The organism is Hymenobacter sp. UYAg731 (assembly GCF_054061335.1).
The window spans coordinates 746,665-764,657 of sequence record NZ_JBSSEC010000002.1; the positions used below are offsets into that span (position 1 = coordinate 746,665).

Genomic DNA, 17,993 nt, shown 5'->3' on the forward strand with positions numbered 1-17,993 from the left:
CCGCCCCCTCTCCCGCGGAGAGGGGGCACCGGTCTTGCTCCTGACGAATTCTAATCCATAAAATAGAGCCCAGCGCATTGCGCCAGGCTCTTTCATTTTAATCCTGCTCCAAACCGGTGCCCCCTCTCCGCGGGAGAGGGGGTCAGGGGGTGAGGTTGACGGGCGCGCAGCTACCCCAGATTCTCCGAATCAGGAGCTACCAGCGGCTCGCTGCGATTCTCAGCTACCGCTACCGGCTCTTCCTGCTTAAAAAACCGGCTCTGATTGAGCAGAATAATGGCTACACCGATGAAAATGGAGGAATCGGCGATGTTGAAGATGGGCCAGAGCGACACGTACTTCCCTCCTAGCAGCGGCCAGTTTTGGGGCAGGAAGCCTTCGTAAATGTCGACGTAGAGCATGTCGATGACCTGGCCATATAACCAGCGCGTGGGCGAGCCAAATGGCGCGTTATCGTAGATGACACCGTAGAAAACCGAATCAATCAGGTTGCCCACGGCCCCACCGAGGATGAGGGCCATGCAGGCGATGTAGCCGCCGGCGGCGCGCTGCTTGCAAAGGCGGATAATGTAGTAGCTCAGGCCAAACACGGCCAGCAAGCGAAAGCCACTGAGAACCAGCTTTCCATATGGTGCGGGCAACTCGGCACCGAAGGCCATGCCAGGGTTCAGCGTGTAGTGCAGCTTGGCCCAGTGGCCGATGAGGGGGATTTCACCCGCCATACCGGGCTGCATGTAGGTATGCACGGCCCACTTCGAAAGTTGGTCAATAGCAATAACGAACAGCGCCAGCAGGAAAAATTTGGCCGCCGTTTGCTGGCGAGTGGTGAGGATTGGGTGCATTCAGGCAGGGCCGAAAATCTAGGGAATTGAAGTCGGAAAGTGGGTACGGTCAGGGGCTTTCAGCGCGTCATGCTGAGCGTAGTCGAAGCATATCTACCGCTTCGTTGAACGGTTCAAATGGCGTGGTAGAGATGCTTCGACTACGCTCAGCATGACGTGCGATTGAAAGTCGTTCCTTTTACCTTGTTTTGTACTTTTTATAACTGACTATCTGATGTTTTGAACGGATAAAGACGAGCTTACCGAGCATTTGTGCGGCGGAGGACTCGCTGGGGATTTCACCTCACGGCGAGTCGTTCAGCATCAAGCAGTTGCGACCTCCAAAAAGACCGGCACGGAGTAGTCATCAAATTCGAGCACGGAACCGCCGTTCACATCGGCCGCGAAGGTGAGAGCGAGGGCCTGCGTTTCGGTGCGGATGTAGTCGCCGAATGCGGCCACGGCGGCCGTAAGCTCGGGCTGCGCATCGGCCAGGGTGACGCGGATTTTGTCCTGCACTTCCAGGCCCGAGTCTTTGCGCAGGTTCTGGAGGCGGTTCACTAGCTCGCGGGCGAGGCCTTCCTGGCGCAGCTCGTCGGTCAGGGTCACGTCGAGGGCCACGGTGAGGGGGCCGTCGGTGGCCACGAGCCAGCCGGGCAGGTCGTCGGTGCGGATTTCCACATCGTCGGGGGCCAGGGTGATGGGCTGGCCATCGACCTCCACGGCGAGGCTTCCCTCCTTCTCCAGCTTCGAAATTTCGGCCGCCGTCATCTGCTGAATGCGGGCACCCACGGCCTTCAGGCGCGGGCCGTATTGTTGGCCGAGGCGCTTGAAATTGGGCTTCACCGACTTCACCAGCACGCCGCTTTCGCTCTCATCGTCGAGGAATTCGATGTGCTTCACGTTGATTTCGGCGCAAATCAAATCCTCCACGAGGCCGACTTGCTCCTTGGTCGAGTCGTTCAGCACCGGCACCAGGATGCGCTGTAGGGGTTGACGCACCTTCAGCACCGACTTTTTGCGCAGCGAGTGGGCCAGCGAGCTGATGCGTTGGGCCAGTTCCATGCGCTCCTCCAGCTTCGGGTCGATGCGGGCCGTGTCGGCTTCCACCAGCAGCGTCAGATGCACCGATTCCGGGGCCAGGGGCGTGTTTTTGGCCACGGCTTCGGCGCGCATGCCGTCGGTCATGTTCTTGTACAGCCACTCGGCGAAGAAGGGCGCGATGGGCGACATCAGCTGGGCCACCACCACCAGGCATTCCTGCAGGGTTTCGTAGGCGGCGCGCTTATCGGCGCTCAATTCGCCTTTCCAGAAGCGGCGGCGCGAGAGGCGCACGTACCAGTTCGAGAGCTGGTCGGTCACGAAATCCTGGATGGCGCGGGCGGCCTTCGTGGGGTCGTAGCTGTCGAGGTGCCCGCGCACTTCCACAATCAGCGACTGCAATTTGCTCAGAATCCAGCGGTCCAGCTCGCTCAAATCGGCGTGCGGAATGCGGTTGAATTCGCTGGTCTGAAACTCGTCCAGGTTCGCGTAAAGCGCATAGAACGAGTACGTATTGAAGAGCGTGCCGAAGAAACGGCGCTGCACTTCGGTCACGCCGGCGGGGTCGAACTTGAGGTTGTCCCACGGTGGCGCGTTGGCGATGAGGTACCAGCGGGTGGCATCGGGGCCGAACTGCTTGATGGTGGCAAACGGGTCGACGGCGTTGCCGAGGCGCTTGCTCATCTTCTGGCCGTCTTTGGCGAGCACCAAGCCATTGGCAATCACGTTTTTGAAGGCCACGGAATCTTCCAGCATTACGGCCAGGGCGTGCAGCGTGAAGAACCAGCCGCGGGTTTGGTCCACGCCTTCGGCGATGAAATCGGCGGGAAAATTCTTCTGGAACTGGCCCTCGTTTTCAATCGGATAGTGCCACTGCGCGTAGGGCATGGCCCCGGAGTCGAACCACACGTCGATGAGGTCGGCCTCGCGGTACATGGGCTGGCCGGTGGGGCTGACGAGGAAAATATCGTCCACGTAGGGCCGGTGCAGGTCCACTTTTTCGCCGTTGACGTAGGGGTTGTGGGTCATGATTTCGGCCGCCACGGCCTTGTCAATCTCCGCCTTCAGCTCGGCGATGCTGCCGATGCAGATTTCCTCCGTCCGGTCCTGGCTGCGCCAGATGGGCAGCGGGGTACCCCAGTAGCGCGAGCGGCTCAGGTTCCAGTCTACCAGGTTCTCCAGCCAGTTGCCGAAGCGACCGGTGCCGGTGCTTTCGGGCTTCCAGTTGATGGTTTTGTTGAGCTCGATGAGCCGGTCCTTTACCGCTGTGGTCTTGATGAACCAGGAGTCGAGCGGGTAGTAGAGCACGGGTTTGTCGGTGCGCCAGCAGTGCGGGTAGGTGTGCTCGTACTTCTCCACTTTGAAGGCCGTGCCGTCGCCCTTCATCTTGATGACGATGCTCTCGTCCAGCGTTTTATAGTCGGCCCCCGACTCGTCGTGGCCGTCGTAGTTCTTCACCCAGCGGCCCGCAAACTCGCCCATTTGGGGCACGTAGCGGCCCGTCCGGTCCACGATGGGGCCGAGCGTGCCTTCGGCATCCGGCACCATCAAGGCCGGGATGTCGGCCAGCTGCGCGGCGCGGAAGTCATCGGCACCAAACGTGGGCGAGATATGCACGATGCCCGTGCCGTCCTCCGTGGTCACGAAGTCGCCGTTGATGACGCGGAAAGCCCGTTCCTCGCCTTCAAACGGCGTGAAATCAAACAGCCGCTCGTACTTGATGTCGATGAGGTCAGCACCAGTGAATTCGCCCTCGATTTTCCAAGGAAGCAGGCGTTGCTCTCTCTTGGTAACACCTTCACCTTTAACATACTCTAAAGGAGCTGGCTTCATAAACAAAGCAAATTCCTGTGGAGTGATTGAGTCATCTCCACTCAGCATCCAAGCTGCTACTTTAGCATCATTCGATGAGGCGGATTCGAATTCCTCAACATCAAAAAAGCTCTCTGAAAATTCCTTTCCCTTGAAATACTGGCTTACCAGTGGTTTAGCTAGCACTACATGAATGGGGTCACCAGTATAAGGATTAAATGTGCGGACGAGCACGTAACGAATATTTCTGCCCACAGCGAGCGCCGTGTTGGCAGGCAATGTCCAAGGCGTTGTCGTCCAAGCTAAAATAAATATCTTGGGGTCAGCGCTATTGTTGGTTCGAGTCCGACAGGCGGCTCTAAAGAGCTTCTCAGAAACCTCGTTCTGCTTCACCTTAAACTGCGCCACCACGGTCGTGTCCTTCACGTCTTTGTAGGTGCCGGGCTGGTTCAGCTCGTGCGACGAAAGGCCGGTGCCAGCAGCCGGCGAGTACGGCTGGATGGTGTAGCCCTTGTAGAGCAAGCCTTTGGCGTAGAGCTTCTTGAGCAGCGCCCAGCAGCTCTCGATGTACTCCGGCTCGAAGGTCACGTAGGGGTCGTTGAGGTCGACCCAGTAGCCCATTTTCTCGGTCAGGTCGTCCCACTGCGCCTTGAAGCGCATGACGGTTTCCTTACAGCGCTGGTTGTAGTCCGCGATGCTGATTTTCTTGCCGATGTCCTCCTTTGTGATGCCCAGCTCCTTCTCCACCTGCAGCTCGATGGGCAGGCCGTGGGTGTCCCAGCCGCCCTTGCGGGGCACCTGCTTGCCCAGTAGCGTCTGGTAGCGGCCGAAAATGTCCTTCACCGTGCGCGCCATGACGTGGTGGATGCCAGGCGCGCCGTTGGCCGACGGGGGGCCTTCGTAAAACACGAACGTGGGCTGGCCTTCGCGGCTGCTCACGCTCTTTTCAAAGATGCCGTGCTTCTTCCACCAGGCGAGGATGTCCTCACCGAGCTGGCCGTAGTTGAGCGGCTGCTTGTATTCGGGGTATTTCATGAATTGGGTTATTATCAATTCTTTAGAACGTCATGCTAAGCGCAGTCGAAGCATCTTGCTCGCTTCGTTGCAATCGGATTGATTACTACTGCACGCGAGATGCTTCGGCTGTGCTCAGCATGACGGTCTTTTGGGTAAGCTTCGTTCTAAATCGTGTAGTCGCCTTCGTAATCGGCGGCTTTATGCATTTCGGCAAGGTTTAAATCCGCGTCGTCGTCCTCCTCGTGGTACGACTCGTCGTAGTGCCGGATGAGGGCGTTGGTATCCATATCGCCACCCTTGCCGTGCTCGAAGGTCACGAGCAGCGAGGGCAGCAGAATCAGGTTCGAGAAGTTCGTTATCAACAGCGACGCCGACATCAACATTCCCAGGGCTTTGGTACCGCCAAATTCGCTGAAGGCGAAGATGCTGAAACCCACGAACAACACGATGCTCGTGTATATCATGCTGGTGCCCGCCTCGCTGAGCGTCACGGATACGGCTTCGCGCACGCGGTTGCCGTTCAGGACCATTTCCTGGCGGAATTTGGCCAGCAGGTGAATGGAGTTATCCCCATCAATACCCAGCGCAATCACGAAAATCAGGGCCGTGCTGGGTTTGAGCGCGATGTTGAAATAACCCATGATGCCGGCTGTAAGAATCAGCGTCACAGCATTGGGGATGAGCGCGAAAAGCACGGTTTTGAAGGAGCGGAACAGCAGCAGCACCACCAAGCCTACCAGCCCGAAAGCCATAAACAGGCTGTCGCGCAGGGTGTGGATAACGTATTCGTTGCCCTTCGTGAAGATGATGGTCGTGCCCGTGGGGCGGATGTCCATTCCTGTGCCTTTGAAGATGCGATTCATCTCCGGGATGATTTTCGTGTTCATCAGCGTGTCCAGGTTCTGAGAGCCGATATCCGCAATTTTCAGGCTAATACGAGCTTTCTGGCTAGTGCTGTCGATGAAGGAGCGCAGCAGCTTGCTGTTCATGCCCGCGCCGCCGGCGGAGCCGCCCGAGTTAGCCAACGCACTAAGGATGAAGTTCTTTTCCGAATTATCGGGCAGGCGGTAGAACTGCGGGTTGCCGTTGTAAAATGCCTGCGTGCTGGCCTTGAGGAATGTCACTAGGCTGACGGGCGGCGAGAGTTCCGGCTGCGTGCGCAGGTATTTCTCGAACTGGTCGATTTTCTCCAGATTCTTGAGCTTGAACAGGCCCTTTTTCTTGTGGGTATCGACTTCGAATTCCAGCGGCATCACGCCATTGAAATGGCTTTCGAAAAAGGCCAAATCGGAGTTCACGGAGCTTTTCTTGGGCAAATCATCCACCATGTACGACACGGATTCGATGCGCGAAATCCCGATGGCCGCGCCCGCCACCAGCACCAGCGCGGCGATGTACACCGTGGGCCGACGGTCGAGCACGAGGTGGTCGAAGAACTCCAGCAGCTTGGTGAGGGGCGCGGCGTCGAGGTGCTCCAGCTGCTTGGCGGTGGGCGGCGGCAGGAAGGTGAAGGCGGCCGGAATCAGGATGAAGCTGATGATGAAGGCCGCGAAAATGTTGACCGTGGCCACGATACCGAACTGGTAGAGAATGGCAATATCAGTGAAGGCAAATACGATGAAGCCCACGGCCGTGGTCGTGTTATTCATGAGGGTGACGAGGCCGATTTTGCGGATTACCCGTGTCATGGCCAGCATCTGGTTGCCCGATTTTCGGTAGTCGTAGTGGTAGCGCGAGAGCAGGTAGGTGCAGTTAGGGATGCCGATAACGATGATAATGCTTGGAATCAGGCCCGTGAGCAGGTTGATTTTGTAGCCCAGCAGCACAATCGAGCCAATGCACCAGATGACCGTCACGCCCACCACGATGAGCGGAAACACCACGGCCGACCACGTCCGGAAGAACACCAGCAGCGTGATGCCGGTCACAATCATCGCCAGAATGGTGAAGAATTTCATCTCGCCGGCCACCTTGCTCGTCATCGTGGAGCGCACGTAGGGCAGGCCGGCGTAGTGCAGCTTGATGCCGGTTTTCTTCTCAAACTGCCCGGCAAAGCCCAGAATGTTGTTCATCACCGCCTGCCGCTTCGATGAATTCAGGTACTTCGGATCCATGGTGAGGGCCAGCAGCGTGGCCCCGGTAGTGGGGCTGATGAGCTGGCCTTTGTAGAACTCCACGCTGTTCACGACGCGCATCAGGCTGTCCAATTCCTTCTGACTGCGCGGCGGATTTTTGAAGATGGGTTTGGCTACAAAGCTGTTATTCGTCGTGTCTTTGCTGATGTTGAGCAGCTTGCTCACGCTGAGTACGCCGTTCACACCCTGCACTTTAGCCAACGTATCGGTGAGCAGGCGGAACTCATTGAAGTTGCCCAGCTTGTACACCGAACTGTCCTGCAGGCCGATAACCAGCACGTTACCATCCTCCCCAAACGTGTGCTTGAACTGCTTGAAATAGAGCATATCCGGGTCCTTCTCGCTCACCACCTGGGCAAAGTCGTAGGTCATTTCCACGTCCTTGGCCTTGTAGGCCATGAAAACGGTGATGACGGCCAGCACCGCGACCAGCGACAGGCGAAACCGGATGATGAATAAGGCTAGCTTTTCCCACATAAAATCCTTGTAAAGAGGCAAAGTTACGTACGGGCCGGGGCGTTGGCCGCTTTCAAACAAGTAGCGCGGACTTTGCAGTCCGCGTCCCCACGCCGTTACAAATCGCTGAAACGGTGCGGGGACGCGGACTGCAAAGTCCGCGCTACGGGCTATTGCCGTCGAAACGGCGCGGGGCGCGGACTGCACAGTGCGCGCTACGGGTTCCTACAGCTGCTCGAAGACGCGGCGGAAGCTCACCGCCTCGCCGATGTAGCTTTTCAGCTCCGAAATGGGCATGCGGGTTTGCTCGCGGGAGTCGCGGTGGCGCACGGTCACGGTTTCGTCCTCCAGGGTCTGGCCGTCCACCACGATGCAGAAGGGCGTACCAATGAGGTCCTGGCGGGTGTAGCGCTTGCCGATGGCGTCGCGCTCTTCCAGCACAAGGCGGAAATCGAACTTCAGCGCATCGAAGATTTCCTGGGCTTTCTCGGGCATGCCGTCTTTGCGGACGAGCGGGAAGATGGCCGCTTTCACCGGGGCCACGGCGGGGTGCAGCTTCAGCACGGTGCGGGTTTTGGTGGTTTGGGCGTCGCCCTCCCCTTCCGTGATGGTTTCCTCCTCGTAGGCGTTGCAGAGCGTGGCCAGGAACAGGCGGTCGGCACCAACGGAGGTTTCGACTACGAAGGGCACGTAGTTGCCGTAGGCTTTGCCAGTGGCGGGGTCGATATCCGCGTCGAAATACTGCTGCTTTTTGCGGCTTAGGTTCTGGTGCTGGGTCAGGTCGAAGTCGCCGCGCGAGTGGATGCCCTCCATTTCCTTAAAGCCGAAAGGAAATTCGTACTCGATATCCACGGCCGCTTTGGCGTAGTGCGCTAGCTTGTCGTGGTCGTGGAAGCGCAGCTTGGCGGCAGGCAGGCCCAGCGCCTCGTGGAAGCGGCGGCGCGAGGCTTTCCAAGTGTCGTACCACTCGCCTTCGGTGCCGGGGCGCACGAAGAATTGCATCTCCATCTGCTCAAACTCCCGCATCCGAAAGATGAACTGCCGGGCCACAATCTCGTTCCGGAACGCCTTGCCAATCTGCGCGATACCAAACGGAATCTTCATGCGGGCCGATTTCTGCACGTTCAGGAAGTTCACGAAAATACCCTGGGCCGTTTCGGGGCGCAGGTACACGGGCGGCGCGTCCGAGTCCACGGCCGAGCCTTGGGTCGAGAACATCAGGTTGAACTGGCGCACGTCGGTCCAGTTGCCGGTTTTGGAAACGGGGCACAGGATTTTCTCATTGATAATGAGTTCACGCACGCCGGCCAGGTCGTTGGCCGTCAGCAGTCGGCCCATCTCGGCGGTGAGGGCGGCCCCGCGGGCGGGGTCGCCGGCATTTTCGTACTCGGCGGCTTTTTCTTCGAGTAGCACGTCGGCGCGGTAGCGCTTCTTGCTGTCGAGATTGTCAATGAGCGGGTCGTTGAAGCCGGCGATGTGGCCGCTGGCTTCCCAGGTGCGCGGGTCCATGAAAATGGCCGCGTCGATGCCCACCACGTTGCCGTTGAGTTGGGTCATGGCTTCCCACCACAGGCGCTTAAGGTTGTTTTTCAGCTCCACGCCGTTGGGGCCGTAGTCGTACACGGCGGCCAGGCCGTCGTAGATTTCCGATGACTGGAAGACGAAGCCGTATTCCTTGGCGTGGGCCACAATATCCTTAAGCTGGGTGGTTTCGATTGCTGGGTTCATACCCACAAAAGTAGGCCGATGCGGCGCAAGCTGAAACTTCTGCGTAGAAGGCGCGAAATTCATTCCTGCTTCACGGAATCGCCCTGCCATCACAATTCGGTAACATAGCGTCTGTAAGCTACCTTCCTACCTTTGACCCATGATTCAACTTAAGTACCCACCAACCCCCTCTTTATGTTTGGTTTAGAACCTCACGTACTTCTGCTCCTCGGCGTGTGCCTGCTGGCCGCCTGCGCGTTCGAGTTCGTGAATGGCTTCCACGACACGGCCAACGCCGTGGCCACCGTCATCTACACTAATGCGCTGCGGCCCTGGGTCGCGGTGGTGTGGTCGGCGTTCTGGAATTTTATTGGCGTGTTCTCCGGCGGCATTGGCGTGGCCATGGGCATCGTCTATTTGCTGCCCGTCGAAAGCTTGGTCGACGCCAACGTGTACCACGGCATTGCCATGGTGGGCGCGCTCATTCTGGCCGCCATTATCTGGAACATCGGTACCTGGTACTACGGCATTCCGGCCTCCAGCTCGCACGCCCTCATCGGCTCCATTCTGGGCGTCGGCATCGCGTATTCGCTACTGCCCGAGTCACGCGGCACGGCCGTGAACTGGACCAAAGCCGGCGAAACGGGCGTGGCGCTGCTGGTGGGGCCGCTGCTGGGCTTCGCACTCACCATTGGCATGATGTTCCTGTTCAAGCGCTTCGCGCCCAGCAAGGCCATTTTCAAGGAGCCGCACAAGCGCAAGCCCCCGCCCATCTGGATTCGCCTGCTGCTCATCACCACCTGCACGCTGGTGAGCTTTTTTCACGGTTCCAACGACGGGCAAAAGGGCGTGGGCCTGGTCATGCTGATTCTGATTGGCATCGTGCCCTTCCGCTTTGCGCTGGATGAAAGCAAGAATCCGCTCGACCTGCGCGATTCGCTGACCAAAGTGGAGTATGTCGTCAGCCGCGTAAACCGCGCCGACCTCAGCCCCAAAGACCAGAAGGATTTGGTCGAAATCCAGGAAAAGACGGCCGACCTCGACCGCATTTTCGCCGGCAAAACCGACATCAAGCAGTTGCCCCAGCAAACGCGCTTCGAAATCCGCCGCGACGTGCTGCTGCTCACCAACCGCGCCAAAAAGCTCCTCGGCTCCGAGAAAGTGAGCCTGAGCACGGCCGACCGCAAGAGCTACGACGATGCCGCCAAGGAGATGAAAACCTTCACCGACTACGCCCCCTGGTGGGTGCTGCTGATGGTAAGCCTTTCGCTGGCCTGCGGCACCATGATTGGCTGGCAGCGCATCGTGAAAACCATCGGCGAGCGCATCGGCAAGGAGCACCTGAGCTACGCCCAGGGGGCCTCCTCGGAACTGGTGGCGGCGCTGATGATTGGCTCCTCCACCTGGCTCAACCTGCCCTCGTCCACCACGCATGTGCTCACCTCGTCCATCGCGGGCAGCATGGTGGCCAGCCGCGGCGTGAAGAACATCAACCCCGGCATGGTGCGCAATATTGCCCTGGCCTGGGTACTCACACTGCCAGTGACCATGGTGCTCTCGGGCCTGCTGTTCCTGTTGTTCCGGGCCGTGCTGGGCTAGCAAGCTCGACCTGCCAAAACACAAAAAAGGCTGTCTCATTGTGAGACAGCCTTTTTTATTAACTAGCAGCTTGGGTACTGGCCCATTTTGAACCCAGTGTCCCGAAACGGGGATAAGCACCCCGTTTTCATGTTGTTATCCACTTATCCACAGCCGGAAATGGCCGAAATGTGGATAAGCTAGCTTTATTTAGGCCACTGCACTTCCATATCGTCGTTGATGAACACGCCGAAATTGACGAACTGCAGCTCGCCTTCTTCAAAGTATAAGTCAATCATCGACTTCTCGTAGGACAGGCGGATGGCGCCTTCTTCCATGGTTTCCAGCTCGGGCGTGGCCTGCCCATGGCGCTCCATGAGGGCCTTCACCTGGTCCACGCTCAGGCCGTAGATGGCCTCGCCGTAGAGGCGCATGTTGGGGTTGTCGGTTTCGATGCAGCTCAGGCGGAAGTCGTCTTCGCGGTCGAAGTAGAGCGAGAGCAGGTAGTCTTCCTCGTGGTAGTTCCAGGCTTGGTGCTCGAAGTCGTCGTCGTCGTCGGACTCTTCAATTTCCTCGGGTTCGCCCACGAGGGTGCGCACTTCGTCCATGGTCGCGCCGAAGCGTAGCGGGCCCATGCCGGTGCCCAGAATGATTTCGTTTTCCTCGATGCTAGAGGGTTGGGGGGTGCTCATACGGGTTGGGGTGAAGGGTAGTAAGCAAAGGTAGGCAGGGAGGCCGGGTGGTTGGGCGTTGACGAGAAAGAACGTCATGCTGAGCGCAGCCGAAGCATCTCGCTCGCATCGTTGAACGATTGGTTCACTGTCCCACGCGAGATGCTTCGGCTGCGCTCAGCATGACGTTTCGTTATCCCCCCTACTTCCCGTACTTGTCCACAAACTCCTCTTTCTGTCGGACGTATTCGGAATTGGCTTTAGCCTCGTCCCACTTGCGCTTGAAAATGGCGGCGGCTTCCACCTTATCCACATCGGGGTGGGGATTGCGGGGCAATTCGGGCCGGCCGTGGGCCCCGCTCTGGCCTTTTTTGTCGTCGGGCACGGGGCCGGCGTATTTCTTGCCGCCGGCGTGGTTGGCGTAGCGCCGGGCCCGGGTGAAGCCCATTTGGATGAATTTGCGGGCCATGTCGGCTCCCACAAAATCGTGGGCCTTCAAATAAGCCTCAAACAGGCCGTAAATCGTTTCGGATGACTCCCGGGCTGCTGCCGCGTCTTTGAAGCGCCAGTGGGGCAGAATCTCAGCCTTGTAGGGCTGTACCAGCAGCACGCCCTGCTCGCCCCGACCCACGCGGTAGAGCTCGGGGTGCAGGCGGAAGTCGACGGCATGGAAATCGAGGGTGTAATCGAACGGCATGGGGAAAAGCAGTTGTGCGGTGTGCATAACCCATACGGATTCCCTCAAAAACCGGAAGCCCGCTTTTCAAAATTCAAATCGCCTGGGCCTTTCCATTTTTTTGAGCAGCGCTTTTGGCTAAACGAAACGGGGAATTCGAAAAGCATCTCCCACCCGGGTTTTCCCCACTTTCAATTTTTGATTAAATTTTTTTCTTAAAAATCTTTTTTATTTCCACTCATTAGGTCGGTTGATAAGTGGAAAAGCCGGGCAGGTTATCCACGCTGGGGATAACGTGGGGGTAATGCCGGTTTTATCCACGGGCTATACACCGGCATTGTGGAAAATATCAAATTGATTATAAAGTGGTTATGCCTATTGTCAACATATCCACCGCGTTTCCACATTTTCGTTATCCCCTGAAAAACGGCGGTGTGGGAAGGCGTTTTCCACGGGGATAGTTATCCACGGTTATCCCCGCCCAATTTGCCCTGTGCGGACAGCCTGCTGGCCAAAAAAACTTCTACCCCATTTATCCCCGCGCCGCTGGAGTGTTTCCCCCAGGTTATCCCCGAAGTCATCCCCACTCAGTAACCAATGTGGAAAACCCCGTGGAAAAGCAGTGGATTAAAGGCGAAAATGCGGCTCAGTAACTGGAAAAGAAGGAAAGTTATCCACTAATGTGGACAGCCTAACGGGTTTTAGTGGGTTTCACTATCGGAGCCGAGCCTATTGAATGGAGTTGGCTAAGCCAGGAAAAGGGTAAAAGCTGGAGTACAGCGGCACCGTCCGCGAGCGAAATACCAATCTAAATAGCAACGTCGAAATGCCGTAAGAACCCGCCTGATTCAAAAACAGACAGATTGGCACACCACCGGGGAAAGGGTACTGCGGCTAAAATTTCAGCGGTTCCACGATGTCGAAGCCGGCGCGGACCTGCTGGGGCTTGGGGTCGAGGTACACGGGCTCGGGCACCAGCAGCAGGTTGGGGTCGCCGCCGCGCCAGCGGCCGTCGCCGTTGGTGTCGATGAGCACACGCAGGCGATAGGTAGCGGGGGCCATATCCGAGAATAGGTAAGTGCCCTTGGGCGAAAGCAGGCTGGCCACCACTTCGAACTTCTCATTGAGCAGCTGCAGTTCAAAGCTCTTTTCCTTGGTCGTGATGGTGCCTGAGAGGCTGGTGGACACATCCTGCTCGCTGATGCCGAGGCGCAGGGGCTTCAGGCGCAGGTTTTGGGCGGTGATAGCGGTGATGGCCGTGCTGTCGAGCAGGATTTCGAGCCGTTTTTTGGCCTTGGAATTGAAGCGCACGGCCAGCTCGGTGCGGTCGGGGCTGAGCACGCCGTCGGCGGGCAGGCGCAAGGGGCGACGCTTCACCGAATCCTCCACCAAGGTGCCAAACGGCCGGTCTTTGGCAATGCGTACGGGCACCGAAAACTGGAATTTTATCTGGCCCTCGGGGTACACGTTGCGCGCACCGCCCTCCACGGTGTAGAGCGATGGGGCGGGGGCTTTTTTGGCGGCGGCCGGCACCGGGAATTTCACTTGCAGCGTATCGTGGCCCACGTTGCCGGTGCTGTCGGTGGCGGTCAGCACATAGCGGCCATCGCCCACTTCGGGGGTTTTGAAAAGCACCACCGAGCGGCCCCGGTCGGCCAGCTGCACGGCTTCGGTCACGGCGGCCGGGGTGGCCTTGCCGTCCAGCGGGACCAGCGTGGCCGTGCGCACGCCTTCGCTCAGGCTGAGGCGCAGCTGCGTGGGGCCGGGGGTGCGCGAGGTGATAAGCGGGGGGCGCTTATCGGGCTGGGTAAGCACCAAGGGAATGTCCTGGCCGGTGCTGCCCTCGATGGTGATGGGCGTGGGCAGGTAGGCTATTTTCTCGCCTTCGTCGTAGCGGCCGTTGTTATTCTTATCGGCCACGGCGTAGATTTTGTAGGTGCCGGCTTTGAGAAAATTCAGGCTGAATTTCCCGGCTTTGTCGGTAAGTACGGTGTAGTACGGGCGGCCTTTGCGCACGCCCAGCGTGTCGCCCTCGCGGTACAGGCCGATGCTGGAGCCCTCCACGGTCCTGCCCGTGAGCACATCGGTAAGGCTGCCGCGTACCTTACCCGAGTCGAGTGCGGCCCCGGTGCTGAAGGTGAGGTAGGCATTTTTGGCCGGTAGGGCTTCGGTGATGTCCACCACGGCCTCCCGGAAATTAAAGCTGTAAGTAGTATTAGCATCGAGCGGCTTCTCGAAGAGCAGCGTGATGGAGTTGCGGTCTTCGCGCAGCTTGTAGGGGTTGTCTTCTGGCAGCTGGGGCGTGATGAGCAGGTTTTTGCTCAGCTCTTTGGTGATGACGGGCTCCGAAAAATTGAGCCGCACGAAGAGCTGCTTCACGTTGCGGGCCGCGCTGTCGGGCGAGCTGCTGATGCGGCGCGGCGGGGTGCGGTCGCGCGGGCCACCCAAGGGCGGGGCCACGGCGGCGCAGCTTTCAAGCAGGGCAACCAGCGCCAGCAAAGCCAGCAATTCAGCGCGAACGGACATTATACAACAGCAGCGTGGTGAGCGTAAGAACAACAATGGCCGCCCCAATGCGCAGCCCCGTACGGCGCGTCACCTCGGAAGTCGGCTCGGTGGTGCTAACGACCACAACGCGCCGGGCGGTATCGGCCACAAAGGTCGGCGGTGGCTTTTTGATGGAATCGGGCAGCGGCGTGGGTACGGTTTGGGCATGGGCGGCGGTGGCCAGCAGGCCCGCCGCCATCACCAGTCGCCACCGGGCCACCGGCCGCATCAGGCCCCGGCCGGGGTGCGCCGCCCGGCCACGTAGAGCAGGCTCGAATACTGCCCTTCGTGCTCCTCGGCGTACACATTGGACTTGTAGCCCGCCTTGAGCACGGTGAGCAGGCCGCCCGCCCGCTCGGCCTTGTGCTTCTCGCTGAGCATGCTCACGTAGTAGGCATCAAGCGGCATGGGCAGCGTCTGGCGAATGGCCAATTTGTGCTTTTTGAGCAGCTGGGCCATGGTTTTGGGCGCGAAATGATAGAGATGGCGCGGCACGTCGTAGGCCGCCCACAACTCGCGGTAGTGCTGGGCGTCGAGGCTTTCCACGTTGGGCACGGCGATGAGGAGTACGCCGTCCGGCTTCAGCAAAGCCACCAACTGGACCAGCGTCTCGTTGAGGGTGTGGACGTGCTCCAGTACGTGCCAGAGCGTAATCGCATCGAACGTGCCGGGCTGAAACTGGGCCAGACTCTCCTGCCCTATCGGCTGGCCGAGGCGCTGGCTGGCTTCGGCGCGGGCGCGGGCGCTGGGTTCTAGGCCCGCCACCTGCCAGCCGGCCGACTTGGCGGCAGCCAGAAAATGGCCCGTGCCGCAGCCGTAGTCCAGCAATTTGCCCCGGCGCGGAGCCAGCTTATTCAGCAAACCCACCTTGCGGCGCATGGTGAAAAACCGCGCTACCTTATACGCCTGGTTTACGAAGCCCTGGGCCGCGCTGTTGTGCGACACGTAGGCATCGGACTCGTAATACTTGCCAATTTCGGCCTCATTGGGCCGTGGATTGGTAAACTGGAAGCTGCACGCCGCGCACTGCACAATGGCGAAGCTTTCGTGGCTCACCGTGCGGTCTTCGACCACCAGCTTGTTTTTGAAGTCAGTTTTGCCGCAAACCGGGCAATTATCAATTCGTTCGTACGACACGGATACTTCTAAAGGGCAAAAGCTGGCCGGCAGTAGCGCAGCTCATTTCATAGCTGGGCAAAGTTCGCAAGATTTTGGCAGGAACGAAGTCTGGCTATTGTTGATGCTATTGGGCTTCCATACGAATAGCCTCAGCTGGGTCCGGGTCGCCCATGGAGCCTAGCATAACGATGCTAGTGGCTAGCCATAAGATTAGACTTGTGCCCAAGCCTAACCCGCATACCAGCAGCCAGCCCAAAGCTGGTTTCCAAAGCTTATGCACCAAATTGCGGAGCATCATGAACAATCCCACAATAAACCCGAGCAGCGACCCCACCGTGGAAAACCACCAAATGAGAATTACTTTATCGAAGTATTCTGCACTATCGAACAGTTTGGGATACTGAAACAAAAACAGCAGCAAGCCAACTACTCCAGTTCCGGCAGCAAGCTCTAATAGCAAAAAGTAGCGTTTACGTAGTACCATACTAGCACCCTCCTACCGCCCCAAATACACCATCAGCACCGACACGTCGGCCGGGGAGATGCCGCTGATGCGGGAAGCCTGCCCAATGGTTTCGGGCTGAATCTTGAGGAGCTTTTCGCGGGCCTCATGGCTGAGGGCGGGCATGGCGCGGTAGTCGAGCCGGCCCTGAATCACGAAGTTTTCGAGCTCCTGCATACGCTCGGCCTGCTGGTTTTCCTTCAGCAAGTAGCTCTCGTACTTGATGTTGATGATGGCCTGCTCCAGCGCCTCGGCATCGTAGGCGGCCAGCGCGTCGTCCAGGGCGGGCAGGGCGCGACGCAGGTCGGCCAACTCCACGTTGGGGCGGCGCAGCAGGTTCACGGCGCGGGTTTTTTCGTGGATTTCGGCCGAGCCCAGCTCTACCAATAGCGGGTTGATTTCGGCGGTTTCGATGGCGAATTTCTGGAACAGCGCGCCGATTTCAGCCGTCTGCTCTTCTTTCATCCGCACGCGGGCCAGGCGCTCATCCGAAGCCAGGCCCAACTCGTGGCCCAGCGGCGTGAGGCGCAGGTCGGCGTTGTCCTGACGCAGTAGAATGCGGTGCTCGGCGCGGCTCGTGAACATGCGGTAGGGCTCGTCGGTGCCCTTGTTCACCAAGTCGTCGATGAGCACGCCGATGTAAGCCTCGCTCCTTTTGAGCACGAACGGCTGTTTGCCATGCACTTTGTTGTGGGCGTTGATGCCAGCCATCAGGCCCTGGCAGGCGGCTTCCTCGTAGCCGGTGGTACCGTTTATCTGGCCCGCGAAATACAGGCCTGCAATCAGCTTGGTTTCGAGGGTGAGCGCAAGCTGCGTGGGTGGGAAAAAGTCGTACTCGATGGCGTAGCCGGGGCGGAACATCTTGGCCCTCTCAAAGCCCGCGATTTCGCGCAGGGCGCGGTACTGCACATCTTCCGGCAAACTGCTCGAAAAACCATTCACGTAGCATTCCACCGTGCTCCAACCCTCGGGCTCCACGAAAATCTGGTGGCGGTCCTTGTCGGCGAAGCGGTTGATTTTGTCTTCCACGCTGGGACAGTAGCGCGGCCCCAGGCCCTTAATACGGCCCTGGAACATGGGCGACTTTTCGAAGCCCTCGCGCAGGATGTTATGCACCCGCTCGTTGGTGTAGGTGATGTAGCAGGGGCGCTGATTAACCAGCCGTGGCGTGTCGAGGTAGGAGAATTTGCTGGGCACGTCGTCGCCGCCCTGCACCTCCATTTTGGAGTAGTCGAGGCTGCGGCCGTCCACGCGGGGCGGGGTGCCGGTTTTCATGCGGCCCGCTTCAAAGCCCAGCTCCACCAACTGCTCGGTGATGCCCCGGCTGCCCTTTTCGGCCGCCCGGCCGCCGCCAAAATTCTTCTCTCCGATGTGGATGAGGCCATTCAGGAACGTGCCATTGGTCAGCACGACCGACTTACCCCGAAACTCAATGCCAAGGGCCGTTCTCACGCCTACCACGGTGTCGTTTTCCACCACCACGCCGGTCACGGCTTCCTGCCAGAAGTCTACGTTGGCGATGCCTTCCAGGGTCAGGCGCCAGGCTTCGGCGAAACGCATGCGGTCGCTCTGGGCGCGGGGGCTCCACATGGCGGGGCCTTTCGAGCGGTTCAGCATCCGAAACTGAATCATGGTCTGGTCGGTGATGATGCCCGACTGGCCGCCCAGCGCGTCAATTTCGCGCACAATCTGGCCCTTGGCCACGCCGCCCATGGCCGGGTTGCACGACATCTGGGCGATGGTGTTCATGTTCATCGTCACCAGCAGCACTTTCGAGCCCAGGTTGGCGGCGGCGGCAGCGGCTTCGCAGCCGGCGTGGCCCGCGCCTACTACAATGACGTCGTATTCTTCTTGCTGAAACATAGGAGCGCGAAGTCTCGCGGAGTTTAAAATGGAAGTCTCGCCAAGGCG

11 protein-coding genes are annotated in these 17,993 nt (G+C 59.0%); 1 reads left to right on the plus strand and 10 read right to left on the minus strand.

Translation table 11 applies throughout. The features are described 5' to 3' along the window. Window positions 1-170 precede the first annotated feature (170 nt). The 4 genes from ACVWYF_RS07615 to ACVWYF_RS07630 all read right to left on the minus strand — a co-directional run bounded on the left by ACVWYF_RS07615 (window position 171) and on the right by ACVWYF_RS07630 (window position 9,010). The gene (locus ACVWYF_RS07615; RefSeq protein WP_457066250.1) at window positions 171-842 is read right to left on the minus strand and encodes a lipoprotein signal peptidase; all 672 of its coding nucleotides are present in this window, start codon (window positions 840-842) and stop codon (window positions 171-173) included. Window positions 843-1,145: 303 nt separating this feature from the next. Next, the gene (ileS, locus tag ACVWYF_RS07620) at window positions 1,146-4,709 is read right to left on the minus strand and encodes an isoleucine--tRNA ligase (RefSeq protein ID WP_457066252.1); all 3,564 of its coding nucleotides are present in this window, start codon (window positions 4,707-4,709) and stop codon (window positions 1,146-1,148) included. Window positions 4,710-4,855: 146 nt separating this feature from the next. Then, window positions 4,856-7,303 carry an efflux RND transporter permease subunit gene (locus ACVWYF_RS07625; RefSeq protein WP_457066254.1) on the minus strand — a complete coding sequence of 816 codons (2,448 nt, stop codon included), beginning with the start codon at window positions 7,301-7,303 and terminating at the stop codon, window positions 4,856-4,858. 204 nt (window positions 7,304-7,507) lie between these two features. Then, window positions 7,508-9,010, minus strand: coding sequence for a glycine--tRNA ligase (locus ACVWYF_RS07630; protein WP_457066256.1), 1,503 nt, complete (start codon window positions 9,008-9,010; stop codon window positions 7,508-7,510). Between the two features lie 174 nt (window positions 9,011-9,184). Here ACVWYF_RS07630 and ACVWYF_RS07635 point away from each other — a divergent pair, with 174 nt between their 5' ends. Then, on the plus strand, window positions 9,185-10,588 hold the full coding sequence (locus ACVWYF_RS07635) for an inorganic phosphate transporter (RefSeq protein ID WP_457066258.1): 1,404 nt from the start codon (window positions 9,185-9,187) through the stop codon (window positions 10,586-10,588). Window positions 10,589-10,773: 185 nt separating this feature from the next. On the opposite strand, the gene ACVWYF_RS07640 is transcribed toward ACVWYF_RS07635, so the two are convergent. From ACVWYF_RS07640 to mnmG, 6 genes are all read right to left on the minus strand, one after another. Next, window positions 10,774-11,259 carry a hypothetical protein gene (locus ACVWYF_RS07640; protein ID WP_342296067.1) on the minus strand — a complete coding sequence of 162 codons (486 nt, stop codon included), beginning with the start codon at window positions 11,257-11,259 and terminating at the stop codon, window positions 10,774-10,776. A 181-nt stretch (window positions 11,260-11,440) separates the two neighbouring features. Further along, on the minus strand, window positions 11,441-11,935 hold the full coding sequence (locus ACVWYF_RS07645) for a DUF4385 domain-containing protein (RefSeq protein WP_457066260.1): 495 nt from the start codon (window positions 11,933-11,935) through the stop codon (window positions 11,441-11,443). Window positions 11,936-12,808: 873 nt separating this feature from the next. Continuing rightward, the gene (locus ACVWYF_RS07650) at window positions 12,809-14,440 is read right to left on the minus strand and encodes an Ig-like domain-containing protein (RefSeq protein WP_457066262.1); all 1,632 of its coding nucleotides are present in this window, start codon (window positions 14,438-14,440) and stop codon (window positions 12,809-12,811) included. Continuing rightward, window positions 14,424-14,690 carry a hypothetical protein gene (locus ACVWYF_RS07655; protein ID WP_457066264.1) on the minus strand — a complete coding sequence of 89 codons (267 nt, stop codon included), beginning with the start codon at window positions 14,688-14,690 and terminating at the stop codon, window positions 14,424-14,426. The genes ACVWYF_RS07650 and ACVWYF_RS07655 overlap by 17 nt, the downstream gene beginning before the upstream one ends. Further along, a complete protein-coding gene (locus tag ACVWYF_RS07660) occupies window positions 14,690-15,598 on the minus strand; it encodes a class I SAM-dependent methyltransferase (RefSeq protein WP_457066266.1) in 909 nt (302 codons plus the stop codon). Before ACVWYF_RS07660 ends, ACVWYF_RS07655 begins: the two co-directional genes overlap by 1 nt. Window positions 15,599-16,076: 478 nt before the next feature. Further along, entirely contained in the window at window positions 16,077-17,945 is a 1,869-nt protein-coding gene (gene mnmG / locus ACVWYF_RS07665; RefSeq protein WP_457066268.1) for a tRNA uridine-5-carboxymethylaminomethyl(34) synthesis enzyme MnmG, read from the minus strand. Window positions 17,946-17,993: the final 48 nt, after the last annotated feature.

Coding starts and splice junctions, on each gene's coding strand:
- ACVWYF_RS07630 (WP_457066256.1), bottom strand. CDS start 9,010: ATGAACCCAGCAATCGAAACCACCCAGCTTAAGGATATTGTGGCCCAC.
- mnmG (WP_457066268.1), bottom strand. CDS start 17,945: ATGTTTCAGCAAGAAGAATACGACGTCATTGTAGTAGGCGCGGGCCAC.
- ACVWYF_RS07625 (WP_457066254.1), bottom strand. CDS start 7,303: ATGTGGGAAAAGCTAGCCTTATTCATCATCCGGTTTCGCCTGTCGCTG.
- ACVWYF_RS07645 (WP_457066260.1), bottom strand. CDS start 11,935: ATGCCGTTCGATTACACCCTCGATTTCCATGCCGTCGACTTCCGCCTG.
- ACVWYF_RS07650 (WP_457066262.1), bottom strand. CDS start 14,440: ATGTCCGTTCGCGCTGAATTGCTGGCTTTGCTGGCGCTGGTTGCCCTG.
- ACVWYF_RS07640 (WP_342296067.1), bottom strand. CDS start 11,259: ATGAGCACCCCCCAACCCTCTAGCATCGAGGAAAACGAAATCATTCTG.
- ACVWYF_RS07655 (WP_457066264.1), bottom strand. CDS start 14,690: ATGCGGCCGGTGGCCCGGTGGCGACTGGTGATGGCGGCGGGCCTGCTG.
- ileS (WP_457066252.1), bottom strand. CDS start 4,709: ATGAAATACCCCGAATACAAGCAGCCGCTCAACTACGGCCAGCTCGGT.
- ACVWYF_RS07615 (WP_457066250.1), bottom strand. CDS start 842: ATGCACCCAATCCTCACCACTCGCCAGCAAACGGCGGCCAAATTTTTC.
- ACVWYF_RS07635 (WP_457066258.1), top strand. CDS start 9,185: ATGTTTGGTTTAGAACCTCACGTACTTCTGCTCCTCGGCGTGTGCCTG.